A 15,647-nucleotide genomic window follows, 5' to 3' on the forward strand; every position below is an offset into this window, starting at 1 on the left:
CCGTGTTCCGGGCGCGGCGGCGGTGCGGGGGCGGCTCAGGGGTGCGGCAGGGCGGTGGCGTAGCCGCGGCGGGGCAGTTCGGGGAGGTAGCGGCGCAGGGCGGCGACGGTCTGGCTGCGGACGCCGCCGCCGTCGTGGGAGAGGACGACCCGGCCGGGGCCGAGCCCGTCGAGCACGCTCCGCACGATCTTCCCGGTGCCGGGCTCCGACCAGTCCATGGTGTCGACGTACCAGGCGAGCGGCTCCATGCCGAGCTCGGCATGGAGCTGGTAGGTGTAGGCGTTCCAGGAGCCGTACGGGGCGCGGAACCACTGCGGCGCGCTGCCGGTGGTGCGCTCGACGATCTCGCTGGTGCGGCCCATCTCGTCCTTGATCCTGGCCTTCGACTGCTTGGGCAGCTCGGGGTGGGTCCAGGTGTGGTTGCCGATGAGGTGGCCCTCGTCGGCGGCCCGGCGCACCAGGTCCGGGAAGTAGGAGACCATCTCGCCGCAGACGAAGAACATGGCCCGCACGTCGTGTGCGCGCAGGATGTCGAGGATCTGGGGCGTGTAGGTGGGCTCGGGGCCGTCGTCGAAGGTGAGGACGACGGAGCGGCCCACCTCGGGGAGTTCGAGGAAGGGCTCCTTGCGCACCGGCGGGGCCGTGCGGTGGCCGGGCGGCAGCTCGCCGGTCATGGGCTGGAGGCGGTAGGCGGCCGGGTTGCGCGGCACGGCGGCGGGCGGGCCGGCGGCCGGCGGGGCCGCGCTCGGCGGGGCGGTGCCCGGGGCGGCCGGCCCCTGGGCGTCCGACTGGCAGGCGGCGACGAGTCCGGTGGCGGCCGCGGCGCCGAGCCCCGCGACCAGGCGCAGCGCACCGCGCCGCCCATGAATCAGTTCATCGTTTTTCATGATTAATAGCTCGCACGGCCGAACCGCGGAGCCGCCGACCAACACGGCGGTCGTGGAACAAGCACCCGAAGCGCCTAGGCAGCGGGGTCCCGGGTTGACAGCACGCGTGCGCCCGCACGGACGCACGGACGCACGGAAAGCCGCCCGTTCCCGCCCTCCTCGCCCCCGCTTGCGCTCCCCGGCGCCCTCCGGACCTGGACACTCGCGCCGGAGGGGATAGCCTGCGTGCCGTGACGGAGCCCGAGCAGCAGCACACCAGATTCGAACGCGGTACGGACGGCCCGAAGGTGATCGTCGTCGGCGTGGACGGATCGCAGTCCTCGTTCCGCGCCGCGGCCTACGCGGCGGGGCTGGCCCGCCGGCAGAACGCGCTCCTCGCCATCGTCTATGTGCAGCCGGTGCTCCCGGCGGGGTCCGCGCTCGGCGCCCCCGTCGCCGACGCCACCGGCGAGATCGCCGAGAACCTGATCGAGGAGCTGCGCAAGAACTCCGAGCGCATCAAGGGGATATGGGATCTGCGCTGGGAGTTCCACACCTTCCGCGGCGACCCGTACAACGGCCTCGTCACGGCGGCCGACGAGCTGACGGCCGACGCGGTGGTGGTGGGCGCCTCGGAGTCGGCGGGCCACCGGATCATCGGCTCGGTCGCCGTGCGCCTGGTCAAGGCGGGGCGCTGGCCCGTCACCGTGGTGCCGTGAACGGACCCGCCACACAGGGCGACCCGGCGGCGGCGGGCGAACACGGAGAGTGATGGCGCGCCCCCGCGGCCGTGTCCCTCGCACCACAGGACGGCACCCGCGTCACAATCCCGGCCGCCAGGGGCCCCGATCCGGGACTTCTGGCCACGCGCGGCGCCCGCCGCCGGTTCAATGCTCCCTGAAGCAGGGCCGCGCACAGCGGCCGGAGCAAGGAAGGCGGGGACCATGCGTCAGGAACGTGCCGAGGGGCCCGGTGGTGGCCTACTGGTGCCGATGGCGTGGATGCACGCGGAGTACATCGCGGACGAACTGCTGCGCGGCGGCGATCTGATGCCGCCGGCCACGCTGGAATACCGGGCGGGGCGCAGCGCGCTCGCGCTCACCATCTTCCTGTCGGAGGCGCCGGCCGACCGGCCGCGCGCCGCCGACAGGATCGCCGAGTGGCGGTCGCTGACGGAGCACGGCCCCGTGTGGCGCGCCTGGGTGTGCGAGCGCCTCGACCGCATGGAGGCCCGCGCCTTCGAGCTCGGCGCGGGGACGGAGAGCGGGCCGCGCACGCCCGACCTCGAACTCGCCTCCGAGGCCTGGCGCGGGCTGGAGGAGACGGAACTGCTCGCGCCCGACCTGGACGCCGTGGTGCCGCCTGGGCGCGGCGGGGCACGGCGGCCCGAGCAGGAGGCGCCGCAGGTGTGGACGCCCGCCTGGCAGCTGGGGCTGCCGCTCGGCCACCTCGCGACCCACCTGTACTAGAGCCGGGCGCCGCGGTCGGGCACCGCGGGGCACCGGAGGCCCGGCACTCTGAATGATCTGGGGCTGTGACGCGTACGAAACAGTATGCGGACATCCGGGAACCCCCATCACGACGCGGCCTCCTACGCGCTCGGCGTACTGGACCCCGGGGACGCGTACCGGTTCGAGGACCATCTGATGGAGTGCCCGCACTGCTCGTTCGAGGTGACCGGCTTCGGCGCCGTACGCGGGCAGCTGGACGCCTATGTGCGCGGTACCCCGCCGGGCGTGCCGCCCTTCGCCGCGCCCGCCGGGTCCGTGCTGCGGGGTGTGCTCGACGCGGTGGCGGCCGACCGCAGGACGGGCACGAGGCGGCGGGCCGCGCTGGCGGCCGCTGCCGCCGTGCTCGTCGCGGGCGCGCCGCTCGGGGTGCTCGCGGGCAGCGGCGGGCCGTGGCACGCGCCCGCCCACTGGAGCGCGGCCGACCCGGCGACCGGGACGTCCGCGCGGGTCACCGCCGCGGCCAGGGCCTGGGGCTCGCAGATCAGCTTCGAGCTGCGCGGCCGCGAGGTGCGGGGGCCCTGCGCGCTGGTCGCGGTCGGCAGGGACGGCTCCCGCGAGACGGTCACCACCTGGTCGGGCACGGACGGGCACACCACGCTGATCACCGCGGGCGGGGCCGCGCTGCCGCCCGGCGGCATCGACCACTTCGAGGTGCGCGCGCCGGGCGGGCGCACCCTCGTCACCCTCGGCGGCTGAGCCGCTACTTCAGCAGGCGGGACATCCTGCGGTCGGCGAGCGGCCTGCCGCCGGTCTGGCAGGTGGGGCAGTACTGGAGCGACGAGTCGCTGAAGGAGACGGAGCGCACGGTGTCGCCGCACACCGGGCAGGGCTCGCCCGCCCTGCCGTGCACCCGCAGCCCGGACTTCTTCTCGGACTTCAGGCTCCCCGCGGCCACGCCGCGCGACCGCTCGACCGCCCCGGTCAGCGTGGTGACCATCGCCTCGTAGAGGGTGGTGACCTCGTCGTCCGACAGGTTCTTGACCGGCTTGAACGGCGACATCCTGGCGGCGTGCAGGATCTCGTCGCTGTACGCGTTCCCGATGCCTGCGATCAGCCGCTGGTCGCGCAGCGCGCCCTTGACCTGCCGCCGCTCCCCCGCGAGCAGCCGTGCGAACGCGGCACGGTCGAAGGCGGGGTCGAGCGGTTCGGGCCCGAGCGTGGCGACGGCGGGCACGTCGGCGAGGTCCCTGACCAGGTGGACGGCGAGCCGCTTCGTGGTGCCCTGCTCCGTGAGGTCGAACCCGGAGCCGTCCGCGAGCACGAACCTGGCGGCGAGCGGACCCTTCCCCGGGCGTGGCGGCGGCCCGGCGGGGAAGGCGTCACGCCACCGGAGCCAGCCGGCGCGCGCCAGGTGGACCGCGAGGTGCAGCGGCGTGCCGTCGGGCCGCCGGGTGGCGATGTCGAGATATTTGCCACGTCGGCCGACACCGGTCGCCGTGGCACCCTCCAGGGCGGAGAGGGGCGGATCGTACGTCTTCAGGACATTGACGGCCAGCGGCAGGGCACGCACGATTTCCTTGCCCACCAGCCGGCCGTCGAGGAATTCGCGCAGCGCTTCGACTTCGGGAACTTCCGGCATGCCTCCAGCGTGCCGGAAGTGGGGCGTGAACGCCCGGCGGACCACGGAAGGAAAGACCGTGCACGAGGCGGTACGAGAGCGGGCACCGGTGCGGCCCGCGCTGGTCCTCGACAGGACCGAGACGAGGCCGCGTGCCGCGGTGCTCGTGCTGCACGGCGGGCGCGCCGACGGCGAGGCGCCACCGCCGCGGCTCAACGCGGCCGCCGCGCGCATGTGGCCGGTGACGCGCGGCCTGCTGCGCGCCACCGAGGGCTCAGGCGTGGTCATGGGGCGGGTGCGCTACCGCTGCCGCGGCTGGAACGGCGGCCGGGCGGACGCGGCGCGGGACACCCTGCGCGCACTCGACGAGCTCGGCCTGCTGCTCGGGCGGCTGCCCGTGGTGCTGGTCGGGCACTCGATGGGCGGCAGGGCCGCGCTCTGCGCCGCGGGCCACGACCTGGTGAGCGGCGTGGTGGCGCTGGCCCCCTGGTGCCCGCCAGAGGACCCGGTGCTGCATCTCGAAGGGCGGCGCGCCGTGCTGCTGCACGGGGAGCGCGACCGGGTCACCGATCCGCAGGCCACGGTGGACTTCACGGCGCGTGCCCGGCGGATCGGCGCCAGGGCGGGGGCGGTGCTGGTGGCGCGCGGCGAGCACACGATGCTGCGGCGCGCTGTCACCTGGCAGTCGCTGACCACCAGGACGGCCGCCGCGCTGGTGGGCGCGGGCGGGCTGCCCGACGTGGTGCGCCAGAGCCTCCTGGACGGCACGAGCCCGGTCCAGCGGGCGTAGGGCGCGGCCGCCCGCCGGCCGGCGGCCGTGGCCAGGACCCGGTTCCTGTGTGCCGCTCAGGCGGGCGGCAGGCCGTAGACGCGGCGGGCCGTGCCGCCGAAGACCTCGGAGCGCTCGCTCTCGGTGAGCGCAGCGGTCAGGGTGCGCGCCGTGTCCACGACCTCCGCGTAGGTGGCGGCCAGGGTGCACACCGGCCAGTCGGAGCCGAACATCAGCCGCCCAGGGCCGAAGGCGTCGACGGCGGTGTCCGCGTAGGGCCGCAGGCCGTCCGCGCTCCAGGCGGCCCAGTCGGCCTCGGTGACGAGCCCGGAGAGCTTGCACACCGTGTTGGGCCGCTCGGCGAGGCGCGCGAGGTGGCCGGCCCACGGCTCGACGGCGCCCGAGGCGACCTGCGGCTTGCCCAGGTGGTCGAGGACGAAGGTGAGGCCGGGCAGCAGCTCGGCGGCGCGCGCGGCGGCGGGCAGCTGGTGGTCGAGCACGACCAGGTCGTACGCGAGCCCCGCGGCGGCGACGGCCGCGAGCCCCCTGCGGACCTCGGGCCGCAGGATCCACTCGGGGTCGGGCTCGCCCTGGATCTGGTGGCGTATGCCGACGAGCTTGTCGCCGCCCGGCGCCTCCTTGAGCGCGGCGAGCCGGTCCGCCACGGCGGGGTCGGTCAGGTCGGTCCAGCCGACGACGCCTGCGACCAGGTCGCTGCCGTGGGCGAGGGCGAGGAACTCCGGTGTCTCCTCGGGCACCGCGATCGTCTGGACGAGGACCGTGGCGCGGACGCCCGCGGCGCGCGCCCGCGGCTCCAGGTCGGCCGGGCCGAAGTCGCGGCGGATGGGCGCCGTCCCGGGCCCGGTGATCCACTCCTGGTCGCGGACCGAGAGGTCCCAGAAGTGGTGGTGGGCGTCGACGAGGTCCTGCTGGGGCATCAGGCTGATCAGAGCTCCGGGGTCGTGGGGTCCTCGCCGCATATTCATCGGACGACTCGGCCCGCGTCAACTCCCGTGCCTCACGCCCGGGGCGCACTCCCACGGGGGACGGCGAACTCGCACCACACGCTCTTGCCGCTGCCCCTCGACTCCACGCCCCACCCGTCGGCGAGGCCGTCCACCAGGACGAGGCCGCGCCCCGAGAGCCCCGCATCCCCGGCGTCGCGCTTGCGGGGCAGCGCGCTCGAAGCGTCCTCGACCTCCACCCGCAGCCGCCGCTCGGCGCCCGAGACGACCCGCACCGTGACCACCGCGCCCTCGTCGGTGTGCAGGAGCGCGTTGGTGATCAGCTCGTCGGAGGCGAGCTCGATGTCGTCGGAGCGGTCCCTGCCGCCCCAGGCCCCGACCGCGGCGCGGATCATCCGGCGGGCCGAGCGCAGCGCCGCCGGGTCTCGGGGCGGGACGGACTGCTGGAGGCGGCCGCCCGCCAGCGGCGTGTAGGCACCCCTGCGGCGCAGCAGCAGTACGGCCACGTCGTCCTCGCCGCCGCGCTCGTCCACCACCGCGCAGAGCCGGTCGGCAAGGGCCTGGAGGTCGTGCGGGCCGTCGCGCACCAGCTCGGACAGGTGGAGCAGGCCGTCGTCGAGATCGGTGCCCGGCAGTTCGACGAGCCCGTCGGTGTACATCACGAGTATCTGGCCCGGGTCGAGTTCCAGGGTCTTGACCGGGTAGTCGAGCCCACCGAACTGCGCGGACAGGCCGAGCGGCAGCCCGCCGGGCACGGGCAGCCTGCGGCAGGCGCCGTCGGTGTCCCGCAGCAGCGGGTCGACGTGCCCGGCCCGTACCAGCTGGACGACGCCCGTGGTGAGGTCGGCCTCGGCGTAGGTGCAGGTGGCGAACCTGTCGGTGTCGAGTTCGTGCAGGAAGACCGAGGCGCGTGCCATCACGGTCGCCGGCGTGTGGCCCTCGGCCGCGTAGGCGCGCAGCACGATCCGCAGCTGGCCCATGACGGCGGCGGCGTGGGTGTCGTGCCCCTGCACGTCGCCGATGACCGCGCCGATGCGGCCGCCGGGCAGCGGGATGACGTCGTACCAGTCGCCGCCGATGTCCCGGCCGAGCCGGGCCGAGCGGTAGCGCACGGCGATCTGCGCGCCGGGCACCTGCGGGATGCGGCGCGGCAGCATGGCCTGCTGGAGGCCCTCGGCGAGGTCGTGGTCCTGCTCGAACAGCATCGCGCGCTGGAGGCTCTGGGCGATGCTGCTGCCGAGGGCCACCAGGAGGTTGCGGTCCTCGGCGCTGAAGCCGCTCTTGTCGCCGTAGAGCAGGCCGAGGCCGCCGATGGGTCTGCCCTGGGCGATCAGCGGCAGGTACGCGGCGGCCGTGATGCCGAGGCCCGCGATGTGCTGCCACAGGTCGGGGTAGCCGGCCGCGAAGTCCTCGGCGGAGTCGATGAAGCGCGGGCTGAGGGTGCGGACCGCCTCGCTCATCGGACAGGGCTCGTCGATCCTGGTGACGCGGGTGCCGGGCACGGAGGAGCCCTCGGACCCCTCGGCGACGAGCCGGATGCGGCCGGACTCGACGAGGCCCATCACGACGCTGGTCGCGCCGAGGTGTTCGAGTCCCGCGGACTCCTTCAGCACGTCGATGACGTCCTGCACGGTGCGCGCGTGGGCGAGCGCGGCCGTGGTGCCCTCCACCACGCTCGTACGGACCCGGCGCACCTCGTCGAGTTCGAGGCGGGCCGCGGAGTCGGCGAGCTCCTGCGCGGCGTCCCTGACGATCCCGATGACGCGGTACGGCCGACCGCCGCCGTCCCTGCGCAGGGTGCCCTGGGTGTGGGTCCAGCGCAGGGAGCCGTCGCGGCGCCTGACCCTGAAGTAGGCGCCGTAGCTGTCGTCGCCGCCCCTGAACGCCGCGAGGATCACGGAGTCGAGGCGGTCGGCCTCGTCGCGCGGTACGCGTACGGCGAGGGACTCCGGGCGCCCGTCGTACTCGTCCGGCCGCAGGTCGAAGACCCCGAGGGCCGGCTCGTCCAGGTGCAGGAGGCCGCCGTCGAGATCCCAGTCGAACGTGCCGAGGCGATTGAGGGAGAGGTTGACGTCGGAAGGGGCCGGCCAGTTCTCGGGGAGCGACAGAGGACCTGCTGCCCGCTCGACCATGGGGCCACTCTGTCACTGTTTGCGGCATTCTTCGACCCCACTGCGGCGCGGACCGGCCCGTTCGGGGCCTGATCAGTCCGGGATGTTGACCGGTCCGATCAGGATCGCCGAGTCGTCGGAAGCGGCCGGGCGCGGGTCGCCGCCCCTGGCTCCCCCGTCCGCCGCCGCCTGCTCGCCGGAGGGCCGCGGGGCGTCCGGGCCGCCGGTCGCCGTGTCGGTGGGGGCGCTCGGCTCGGCGGGTCCGCTGGGGGCCGCGGAGCCGGTGGGCTCGGGGCTCGGCGCGCCGGTGGGCTCCCCCGTCGGGTCGTCGGGCAGCGCCGGGTCGGGCGGCGCCACCTGCCGCGGGTCGAAGAGGTCCGCGTCGGGGCTGTACGGCGGCAGGGCGGCGGGGACGCCGTCCTCGTCGCCTTCGGTGCCCGTGGCGCGCTCCATCCAGGTGTTGTCCGCGCTGTCGACCACGGTCAGCCTGCCGGCCCTGCGGGGCGCGGGCGAGATCACCAGGACGCGGTCGGGCCGGTAGCCGTCCCAGGCGGTGCCGCGGTGGGAGACGGAGCCCTCCATCGCGACGGCGGGCCCGAGGGGGTTGCCGCAGGAGCAGCGGACCCTGGGCACTCCGCGGTCGTCGGCGAGGACGGCGGTGCCCGCCTGGAGCACCGCCTGGTACGCGGTGGGCGCGCCGTCCCGGTAGCCGTGGCCGGTGACCCGGGCATCGGCCCGCAGCACGACGGGGGTGAGGCCGCGCAGGTAGTCGGGGACCCGGGTGGAGCCGGTGCGGGCCGCCTTGGCGAAGGCCGTCGCGCGGGCCTTGTCCTGGGTCAGCAGACGGACCTGGCGTTCGACGTCGCAGCTGGAGAGGCCCTGGACGGCCGCGTACACGCCGGGTGTGGTGCCCGGCAGGGTGCGTGCCCTGCCGCCGGTGCCTGCGGCGCCCGCCGCCTTTCCCGTCCCGGTCCCCTCGCTCGCCGCGGGGGCCGAGGGCCTGGCGGTCGCCGTGTCGGCGACGGTGGACGGCGTGAAGGGGTCGGGGCCGCGCGCCCCCGCGGGCAGGAACACGAGGCTGCGGACGCTCGCGGCGCCCTCGGCGCCCGCCCCCTCCGCGCAGCCTGCGGCCAGTACGGCTCCCGTGCACAGCGCGGCCAGTGCCGCGGCCCGACGACGGATGGGTGAACGCACCAGGGGTCTCCCGCCTGCTCCGGTCCTTCTGCTGCCCGCGTGTCCCTCCATGTCTGCCCGATCATGATCGGGCCCGCAAGCGGACCGCCACGCGATCGGAACCCTCCGTGCCGCGGCCCTTGCAGGGCCGGGCGGCCGGGCCTACGCTCGACCCTGACTTGAACGCGTTCAAAAGAATCGGACGGTGCCATGTCGTCACAGGTCAGCCGGGCGGCGGCCGGGCCGTCCCGGGAAACGGCGCCGGTCCCCCGGCCCACGGCGGCCGCGCGCCGTCGGGGCCCGCGGCCCGGCAGAGGCGCGCCCGCCGCGCTACGCCGCCGGTGTCCCGCCACGCGGGAAGCGCCCCGCGGGGCGGGCGCGGGAGGCCCCGCGTGACCGGCCGCGCCCTGGGTCCCTTCACCTACCCCGAGGTCGGCGCGACCCGGCTCGGGCCGCTGCCCGAGGGCTACCGCCATCTGCACCACACCGCGCGGATCGGCCGCGGCAGGGCCGTCTTCGACGCGGCGGGCGCCGCGGTGACGACCTGGCGCATGCACCGGGCCACCGGGGTGCGGGTGCGGGCCGACTCGCCCTGGGCCCGCCCCGGCGCGCTGGTCGAGCTCTCCCTCGGCGTGGGGCCGCTGCGCGGCGCGGCCCGGTGCGAGGTGGTCTGGACGGCGTACGAGCGCGGCCGTACGGGCTTCGGCTACGGGACGCTGCCCGGCCATCCCGAGTCGGGCGAGGAGTCGTTCGTGGTCGACCTGCGCGAGGACGGCTCCGTCTGGTTCACCGTCATGGCCTTCAGCCGACACGGCCGGTGGTTCACCCGCGCCTGCGGGCCGCTCGTGCGGCTCCTGCAGCGGGCGTACGCGCGGCGGCTCGGCCGGGCGCTGCGCCGGCTTGCCGCCGCCTGAGGCGCGGGCGGGAGGCCGGGCCGCGCCCCCCAGCCCCCTCAGGCGAGCAGGCCGCTCCCGAGCCAGTCGGAGCCGTCGCGCACGCCGGGCAGCACATAGAAGTAGCCGCCGCCGAACGGCTTGATGTAGTCCACCAGCGGCTCGCCCGCGAGACGCTTCTGGACGGCGGCGAACTGCCGGTCGATGTCCTGCTGGTAGCAGCAGAAGATCAGGCCGGTGTCCAGGTCGCCGTTGTCGCGCACGCCCCGGTCGTAGTTGTAGCCGCGGCGAATCATCCGGCTGTCCGCGGTCCCTGACGTGCGGGGGTTGGCGAGCCTGATGTGCGAGTCGAGCGGGATGATGTTGCCCTGCGGGTCCTTGGCGAACTGCGGGTCGTCCATCTCTTTGCGGCCGTCGAGCGGCGCCCCGGTGTCCCGGGCGCGGCCCATCATCCGCTCCTGCTCGCGGATGGAGACGCGGTCCCAGAACTCGACCAGCATGCGGATGACGCGGACCACCTGGTAGCTGCCGCCCGCGGCCCACGCGGGCTCGCCGCCGTCCTTGCCGACCCAGACGAGCCGGTCCATCATCCGCGCGTCGGTGGCGGCCGGGTTGGCCGTGCCGTCCTTGAAGCCCAGCAGGTTGCGGGGGGTGCCGGAGGGGCGCGGCGGCGACACGAAGCCCTCGATGCGCCAGCGGATCTGCATCGCGCCGCGGGTGTGCCGCGCGAGGTCGCGCAGCGCGTGGGTGACGGTGTCGGGGTTGTCCGCGCAGAGCTGGAGCATCAGGTCCCCGTGGCACCACGCGGGGTCGAGGTCGTCGTCGGGGAAGGTGTCCATCGGGCGCAGCCTGCGGGGCTTGCGGTCGCCGAGGCCGAAGCGGTCGTCGAAGAGTCCCGAGCCGACGGCGAGGGTGCCGGTGAGCCCGTCGGCGGGCACGACGGGGCCGAGGACGCCCGAGTCCGGCAGTGGCGCCGAGATGCCCACGGGGTCGGGCACGCCGCCCTTGGTCAGGAACCGCAGGCGCTCCGTCACGGTCTTGAACAGGTCGGTCAGTTCGGCCCGGCTGCGCGCGGTGACGTCGAAGGACGTGAAGACCGCGCTGCGCTGGAGCGGGGTGAGGACGCCCGCCTGGTGCTCGCCGTGGAAGGCGATGACGCGGTCGCCCTGGGCGCCCCCGTCGCCCGGGCCGGCGCCGGCGCTCGCCGTGCCCTCGGCGGCCCGGGCGGCGGTGCCGGCGCCGCCCGCGCCGAGTGCGGCGCCCGCGGCGCCGGCCGCCAGGGCGCGGCCGAGGAAGGAGCGTCTGCCGACGCCGTGCCCCATCGGGCAGGTGCCCTCCTGCGGCCCGCCGGGGTCGGTGGTGGGGTCGCCGCTGGTCATCGCTCCGCCTTCCGGGGCCGTGCCGTGGGTGCCTTCGCCGGTGGTGCGGCGCGCCGTCATGAGGTCCTCCGGATGTCGAAGATGACAGCGACCGGGGCGAGTCGCTCGGCGAGATCGCCGAAGTCCGCGTTCAGGCGCTCCCTCTCGGTCCGTGACAGGGAGTCGGGGGCGCGCCACCTGCCGTCCTCGCGGCTCGCGTCGAGGTCCTTCTCCGCCGTCGTCAGGGCCGCCTGGAGCTTCGGCAGGCCGGGGTCGCGCGGGGCGAGCAGCGGGTGGAGTACGTCGAGCAGTTCGACGGTGCCGTCGAGTCCGGCGCGCGCGGTGGCGAGCGAGGTGCCGCTGCCGAAGTCGGAGCGGCCTGTCAGGTCGAGCTGGATGCTGTCCTCGGTGATCTCGTGCGCCCGCAGCCCGGTGTCCAGCGGGTCCATACGGGTGGTGGACCACTCGTCGCTGAGGTCCTTGACGTCCTTGGCCAGCTGGTCGGTCGGGGCCTTGAGCCGCGCGGCCGACTCGCCGTGCCACAGGCCGTACTCGACCCGGTGGAAGCCGCTGAAGTCCTTGTCGTGCACGCCGTCCGGCAGCCCTGCGTCGGTGCCGTCGACCGCCCCGCCGAGGTCGCCGAACGCGCCGTAGGCGCCGCCGAGCCGGGTGTAGGCGAGGTGCGCGGGCAGCCATGCCTTACGGGCGGCCGCGAGGTCCCCGCCGTCCACGGCGGCGCGCAGGGTGTCGACCTTGCCGAGTACGCCCTTGAAGCCGTCGGCCACCCACTTCTGGTACGTGAGGGTCGGCGGGATCACGTCGTGCTGGTTGACGGGGCTGACCGCGGGGCCGCCGGCCGCGGGGCCCTTGGCGACCTTGACGACGGGCCCGTCGACCGCGTCGGTGTCCTCGACGAGGCAGCGGAACGTGTAGCTGCCGCGGCCCAGTTGGACCTGAAGGGGCCGGGTCGTGCCCGGCCCGAGGCCGTCGATCTCGCCGAGCAGGGCGCCCGAGGAGTCCGTCAGGTAGACCTCGGCCGCGTCGGTGGCGACGTTGTGCACGTCGAAGACCTGGAGCCCCGCGCGGGGCTCTGTCCAGCCCTTGCCGCACTGGTCGGCGGAGGAGGACGCCTCCACCGCAGTGTGGTGCAGGCCGTCGGCGACGCCGACGGAGGTCGCGGCGGGCCGCCCGCCGCCCGAGGTCAGGGCGACGGCGAGGCCGCCGCCCGCCGCGGCCACCACCACGCAGGCGGCGAACAGCACCCAGCCGCGGCGCACCCGGCGCACGGGTCTGCCGTCGGGGGCCGGGTCGTCCGGCCGGGACGGGGGTGGAGCGTCCTGGAAGTCGTTGCGTATCGGCACGGAACCGGATGTTAGTTCCGCCAACCCCGCGGACCGGGGAGCATCCGGTGAAGTTCCCCCGAAGTTCAGGTGTCCTGACGCGCGGCGGCCCGGCCCCTGCGGCAGTATCGCGCGCGGGGCCGGGCCGGTGCGTCAGTCGATTCCCTGGAGGATGTGGGGCTCGGCGAGGTCGTCCTCGTACCCGGCGAGCCGGATCGGGGCGGACCGCGCCCACACGTCGAGGCTGCCGAGGGATTCGGGGCCGCGGCCCCGCCGCTCGCGGCCCTCCGGTGCCCGGTCTTCCTGTTGCGTCGTTTCTGGTGTCACCGCGAGACTCCTCCGTGTCGCGTACCTCTGGGGCAGGGGCAGTTCCGTCGCGGTGGCGCCGTTACTCGGAACGGGATCGCGGCCGTGTGCATGGCCTGTCCCCGCGGGCGGCCGGAGGATGGTTGATCCCTGGTGGCCGTCCGTGCACACCAGGTTAACCAGATGAGCGCGTTCTCGCTCCGCCGAGCTCACTTTCGGGTGAGGTTTTCGGCCGGACGGGCCTCACCAGTTGGCGCGGGCGTAGTCCTTGAGGAAGCAGCCGTACAGCTCCTCGCCCTGCTCGCCGCGGACGATCGGGTCGTAGACCCGGGCGGCGCCGTCGACCAGGTCGAGCGGGGCGTGGAAGCCCTCCTCGGCGAGGCGCACCTTGTCCGGATGCGGTCGCTCGTCGGTGATCCAGCCGGTGTCGACCGCGGTCATCAGGATCCGGTCGGACTCGAACATCTCCTGCGCGCTGGTGCGGGTGAGCATGTTCAGCGCGGCCTTGGCCATGTTGGTGTGCGGGTGGCCCGCGCCCTTGTAGCCGCGGCTGAAGACGCCCTCCATCGCGGACACGTTGACGACGTAGGCGCGGCCCCCGGCCGCGGCCATGGCCGCGCGGAGCCTGCTGATCAGGATGAACGGCGCCGTCGAGTTGCACAGCTGCACTTCGAGCAGCTCGACCGGGTCGACGTCGGAGACGGTCTGCACCCAGCTGTTGGTGTCGTGCAGGTCGGGCACGAGGCCGCCCGCGTCGATGGCGGTGCCCGCCTCGATCCTGGCGACGGTGGCTGAGCCGCCGACGAGCGCGAGGCCGGTCACGTCGGACGCGGTCAGCGACTCGCGCCCCGAGGGCAGCGCGGCCCGGGCGCCGCTGCCGAAGGCGCCGATGACCTCGGCCGCGGGCAGTTCGCCCGCGGGCAGCGGCGCGGACTCGGCGGCGACCAGCTCGCTGTAGGCGCCGGGCGAGCGGCGCACGGTCTGCGCGGCGTTGTTGATCAGGATGTCGAGGGGGCCCTCGGCGGCGACGGAGTCGGTGAGCGCCACCACCTGGGCGGGGTCGCGCAGGTCGATGCCGACGATCTTGAGCCGGTGGATCCAGTCGTCGCTGTCCTCCATCGCCTTGAAGCGGCGGATGGCGTCGTGGGGGAAGCGGGTGGTGATCGTGGTGTGGGCGCCGTCGCGCAGCAGCCGCAGCGCGATGTACATGCCGATCTTGGCCCGGCCGCCGGTGAGCAGCGCGCGCTTGCCCGTCAGGTCGGTCCTGGCGTCGCGCCGCGCCCGGTTCTCCGTGGCGCAGGACGGGCAGAGCTGGTGGTAGAAGGCGTCGACCTCGACATAGCGGGTCTTGCAGATGTAGCAGGAGCGCGGCCGCTTGAGGACGCCCGCGATGGTGCCCGCGGTGGAGGACGACGGCAGCAGGCCCTGCGTCTCGTCGTCGATGCGCTCGGCCGAGCCCGTTGCGGTGGCCTCGGTGACGGCCTTGTCGTGGGCGGTCTTGGCGGCCCTGCGCTCCTGCCGCCTGCGGTGCTTGACCGTGCGGTAGACACCGGCGGTCGCGCGGCGCACCGCGACGGCGTCGGGGTGGTCGATCTCCAGTGAGTCGAGCTCGGCGAGGACGGCGAGGCAGACGGCGAGCCGTCCGGGGTCGATGCCGGGGCCGAACTCCTGCGCCTCGCCCGCGGCCGGACCGGCCGCGGAGGGCGCGCCACCGGACTGGGGCGGGAGCGCGGCGGACGGCGCTGCCTCCGCCTCGGGCCCGGCGCTCCCGTCCTGTACGGAGGTGTCCTGGGTCACCGTCATCGTCGCTGCCGTTCCTCGCTGATCGAACCCACAGCTGCCAGCATTGTGGGCATTTATCCGGTATTGCGACTATCGCCGCAGGTCAGGAGCATACCGACGGGCCGGACCCCGGCAAAATCCGAAATCCGGGCCGGCCGGGGGCCGCAGGGGCCGTCCGCGCGGCCGGTGGCGGCGGACCTCAGGCCTCCGGGACCCGCACCCCGGCGAAGGTGATCTTGCGCCGCACCGTGAAGCCCAGCGCCTCGTAGAGCCGCACGGCGCCGGTGTTGGCGGCCGCCGCGTGCAGGAAGGGCCGCTCGCCGCGCTCCTGGACGACCGCGGCGACGGCCCTGGTCAGCCGGCCTGCGATGCCCTGGCCCCGGTGCCCGGGGTCGGTGCAGACGGCGCTGATCTCACTCCAGCCCCGCGGGTGCATCCGCTCACCCGCCATGCCGACGAGCCGACCGCCGCTGCGGATACCGAGGTACGTCCCCAGCTCCACGGTCCGCGGCAGGAAGGGGCCGGGTCGGGTGCGCTCCACCAGGTCGAGCATCTCCGGCACGTCGGCGGCGCCGAGGCGCACGGCCGCCGGCTCCGCGGCGCCGCGTACGCCGGAGCCGTCCAGCTGAACGCCGTCCGCCTGGAAGAAGACGTCCCAGTCGGCGGGCGGCGCCTCGTCGAGGCCCGCGACGGAGAAGGTGTTGCCCGCGCCGACCAGCTCCGCCACCTCCGCCCAGCTCCAGCTCTCGCGCGCCGAGGGCAGCGCGAGCCAGGGCGCCATGTCGGTCGGGTAGCGCAGCAGCTCCCCGTGGCGCTCGGCGAGGTGCGCGTGCGGGCCCGTCAGGGCGGCGTGCGCCGGGTTGTCGAGCGGATGGGCCGCTGCCGTGCTCACTGTCTCTCCTCGACCGCTACGGGCGGTGCCCCTCGCGCCGCCTCCCCCTGGTCAAGGCCGATGGTCTCAGCCGTGTTCCCGGCGTCCTGGCCCCGCCCCCGCGGTGGGGGCGCGGCCAGGACC

General features: G+C 75.1%; 15 protein-coding genes. 5 read left to right on the plus strand and 10 right to left on the minus strand.

Annotated elements, in window-relative coordinates:
- Window positions 1–35 precede the first annotated feature (35 nt).
- A complete protein-coding gene (locus AB0910_RS00920) occupies window positions 36–887 on the minus strand; it encodes a polysaccharide deacetylase family protein (protein ID WP_366742329.1) in 852 nt (283 codons plus the stop codon).
- Between the two features lie 230 nt (window positions 888–1,117).
- Here AB0910_RS00920 and AB0910_RS00925 point away from each other — a divergent pair, with 230 nt between their 5' ends.
- From AB0910_RS00925 to AB0910_RS00935, 3 genes are all read left to right on the plus strand, one after another.
- Window positions 1,118–1,585, plus strand: coding sequence for a universal stress protein (locus AB0910_RS00925; protein ID WP_345655870.1), 468 nt, complete (start codon window positions 1,118–1,120; stop codon window positions 1,583–1,585).
- Between the two features lie 225 nt (window positions 1,586–1,810).
- Window positions 1,811–2,335, plus strand: coding sequence for a hypothetical protein (locus tag AB0910_RS00930; RefSeq protein ID WP_366742330.1), 525 nt, complete (start codon window positions 1,811–1,813; stop codon window positions 2,333–2,335).
- 84 nt (window positions 2,336–2,419) lie between these two features.
- Window positions 2,420–3,073 carry a zf-HC2 domain-containing protein gene (locus tag AB0910_RS00935; protein ID WP_366742331.1) on the plus strand — a complete coding sequence of 218 codons (654 nt, stop codon included), beginning with the start codon at window positions 2,420–2,422 and terminating at the stop codon, window positions 3,071–3,073.
- A 4-nt stretch (window positions 3,074–3,077) separates the two neighbouring features.
- Here AB0910_RS00935 and AB0910_RS00940 read toward each other — a convergent pair whose 3' ends face one another.
- Window positions 3,078–3,956, minus strand: coding sequence for a DNA-formamidopyrimidine glycosylase family protein (locus tag AB0910_RS00940; RefSeq protein ID WP_366742332.1), 879 nt, complete (start codon window positions 3,954–3,956; stop codon window positions 3,078–3,080).
- 58 nt (window positions 3,957–4,014) lie between these two features.
- Here AB0910_RS00940 and AB0910_RS00945 point away from each other — a divergent pair, with 58 nt between their 5' ends.
- The gene (locus AB0910_RS00945; protein WP_366742333.1) at window positions 4,015–4,725 is read left to right on the plus strand and encodes an alpha/beta fold hydrolase; all 711 of its coding nucleotides are present in this window, start codon (window positions 4,015–4,017) and stop codon (window positions 4,723–4,725) included.
- 56 nt (window positions 4,726–4,781) lie between these two features.
- Here AB0910_RS00945 and AB0910_RS00950 read toward each other — a convergent pair whose 3' ends face one another.
- The 3 genes from AB0910_RS00950 to AB0910_RS00960 all read right to left on the minus strand — a co-directional run bounded on the left by AB0910_RS00950 (window position 4,782) and on the right by AB0910_RS00960 (window position 8,974).
- Window positions 4,782–5,642: an amidohydrolase family protein gene (locus AB0910_RS00950; RefSeq protein WP_366742334.1), complete on the minus strand. Its 861-nt coding sequence runs from the start codon at window positions 5,640–5,642 to the stop codon at window positions 4,782–4,784.
- A gap of 80 nt (window positions 5,643–5,722) precedes the next feature.
- Complete coding sequence (locus AB0910_RS00955; RefSeq protein ID WP_366742335.1) at window positions 5,723–7,801, minus strand: SpoIIE family protein phosphatase; 2,079 nt, start codon at window positions 7,799–7,801, stop codon at window positions 5,723–5,725.
- 72 nt (window positions 7,802–7,873) lie between these two features.
- Window positions 7,874–8,974: a DUF6777 domain-containing protein gene (locus AB0910_RS00960; protein ID WP_366742336.1), complete on the minus strand. Its 1,101-nt coding sequence runs from the start codon at window positions 8,972–8,974 to the stop codon at window positions 7,874–7,876.
- Between the two features lie 386 nt (window positions 8,975–9,360).
- On the opposite strand from AB0910_RS00960, the gene AB0910_RS00965 reads away from it, so the two are divergent.
- Complete coding sequence (locus AB0910_RS00965; RefSeq protein WP_366742723.1) at window positions 9,361–9,867, plus strand: DUF1990 domain-containing protein; 507 nt, start codon at window positions 9,361–9,363, stop codon at window positions 9,865–9,867.
- 38 nt (window positions 9,868–9,905) lie between these two features.
- Here the strand turns inward: AB0910_RS00965 and efeB are convergent, their stop codons facing one another.
- The 5 genes from efeB to AB0910_RS00990 all read right to left on the minus strand — a co-directional run bounded on the left by efeB (window position 9,906) and on the right by AB0910_RS00990 (window position 15,524).
- Window positions 9,906–11,168 carry an iron uptake transporter deferrochelatase/peroxidase subunit gene (efeB, locus tag AB0910_RS00970; protein ID WP_366742724.1) on the minus strand — a complete coding sequence of 421 codons (1,263 nt, stop codon included), beginning with the start codon at window positions 11,166–11,168 and terminating at the stop codon, window positions 9,906–9,908.
- A gap of 113 nt (window positions 11,169–11,281) precedes the next feature.
- Window positions 11,282–12,565, minus strand: a complete 1,284-nt coding sequence (locus AB0910_RS00975; protein ID WP_366742337.1) for an EfeM/EfeO family lipoprotein — start codon at window positions 12,563–12,565, stop codon at window positions 11,282–11,284.
- A 132-nt stretch (window positions 12,566–12,697) separates the two neighbouring features.
- Complete coding sequence (locus tag AB0910_RS00980; RefSeq protein ID WP_366742338.1) at window positions 12,698–12,871, minus strand: hypothetical protein; 174 nt, start codon at window positions 12,869–12,871, stop codon at window positions 12,698–12,700.
- A gap of 222 nt (window positions 12,872–13,093) precedes the next feature.
- On the minus strand, window positions 13,094–14,653 hold the full coding sequence (locus AB0910_RS00985; RefSeq protein WP_366742339.1) for an SDR family NAD(P)-dependent oxidoreductase: 1,560 nt from the start codon (window positions 14,651–14,653) through the stop codon (window positions 13,094–13,096).
- A 178-nt stretch (window positions 14,654–14,831) separates the two neighbouring features.
- Window positions 14,832–15,524 carry a GNAT family N-acetyltransferase gene (locus AB0910_RS00990; RefSeq protein ID WP_366742340.1) on the minus strand — a complete coding sequence of 231 codons (693 nt, stop codon included), beginning with the start codon at window positions 15,522–15,524 and terminating at the stop codon, window positions 14,832–14,834.
- Window positions 15,525–15,647: the final 123 nt, after the last annotated feature.

The organism is Streptomyces sp. NPDC047002, from assembly GCF_040704505.1.
In the GTDB taxonomy this organism is placed as follows: domain Bacteria; phylum Actinomycetota; class Actinomycetes; order Streptomycetales; family Streptomycetaceae; genus Streptomyces.

Excerpts from the sequence above, each read along its gene's own strand:
- AB0910_RS00920 (WP_366742329.1), bottom strand. The coding sequence starts at position 887 with ATGAAAAACGATGAACTGATTCATGGGCGGCGCGGTGCGCTGCGCCTG.
- AB0910_RS00930 (WP_366742330.1), top strand. The coding sequence starts at position 1,811 with ATGCGTCAGGAACGTGCCGAGGGGCCCGGTGGTGGCCTACTGGTGCCG.
- AB0910_RS00935 (WP_366742331.1), top strand. The coding sequence starts at position 2,420 with ATGCGGACATCCGGGAACCCCCATCACGACGCGGCCTCCTACGCGCTC.
- AB0910_RS00940 (WP_366742332.1), bottom strand. The coding sequence starts at position 3,956 with ATGCCGGAAGTTCCCGAAGTCGAAGCGCTGCGCGAATTCCTCGACGGC.
- AB0910_RS00950 (WP_366742334.1), bottom strand. The coding sequence starts at position 5,642 with ATGCCCCAGCAGGACCTCGTCGACGCCCACCACCACTTCTGGGACCTC.
- AB0910_RS00955 (WP_366742335.1), bottom strand. The coding sequence starts at position 7,801 with ATGGTCGAGCGGGCAGCAGGTCCTCTGTCGCTCCCCGAGAACTGGCCG.
- efeB (WP_366742724.1), bottom strand. The coding sequence starts at position 11,168 with ATGGGGCACGGCGTCGGCAGACGCTCCTTCCTCGGCCGCGCCCTGGCG.
- AB0910_RS00985 (WP_366742339.1), bottom strand. The coding sequence starts at position 14,653 with ATGACGGTGACCCAGGACACCTCCGTACAGGACGGGAGCGCCGGGCCC.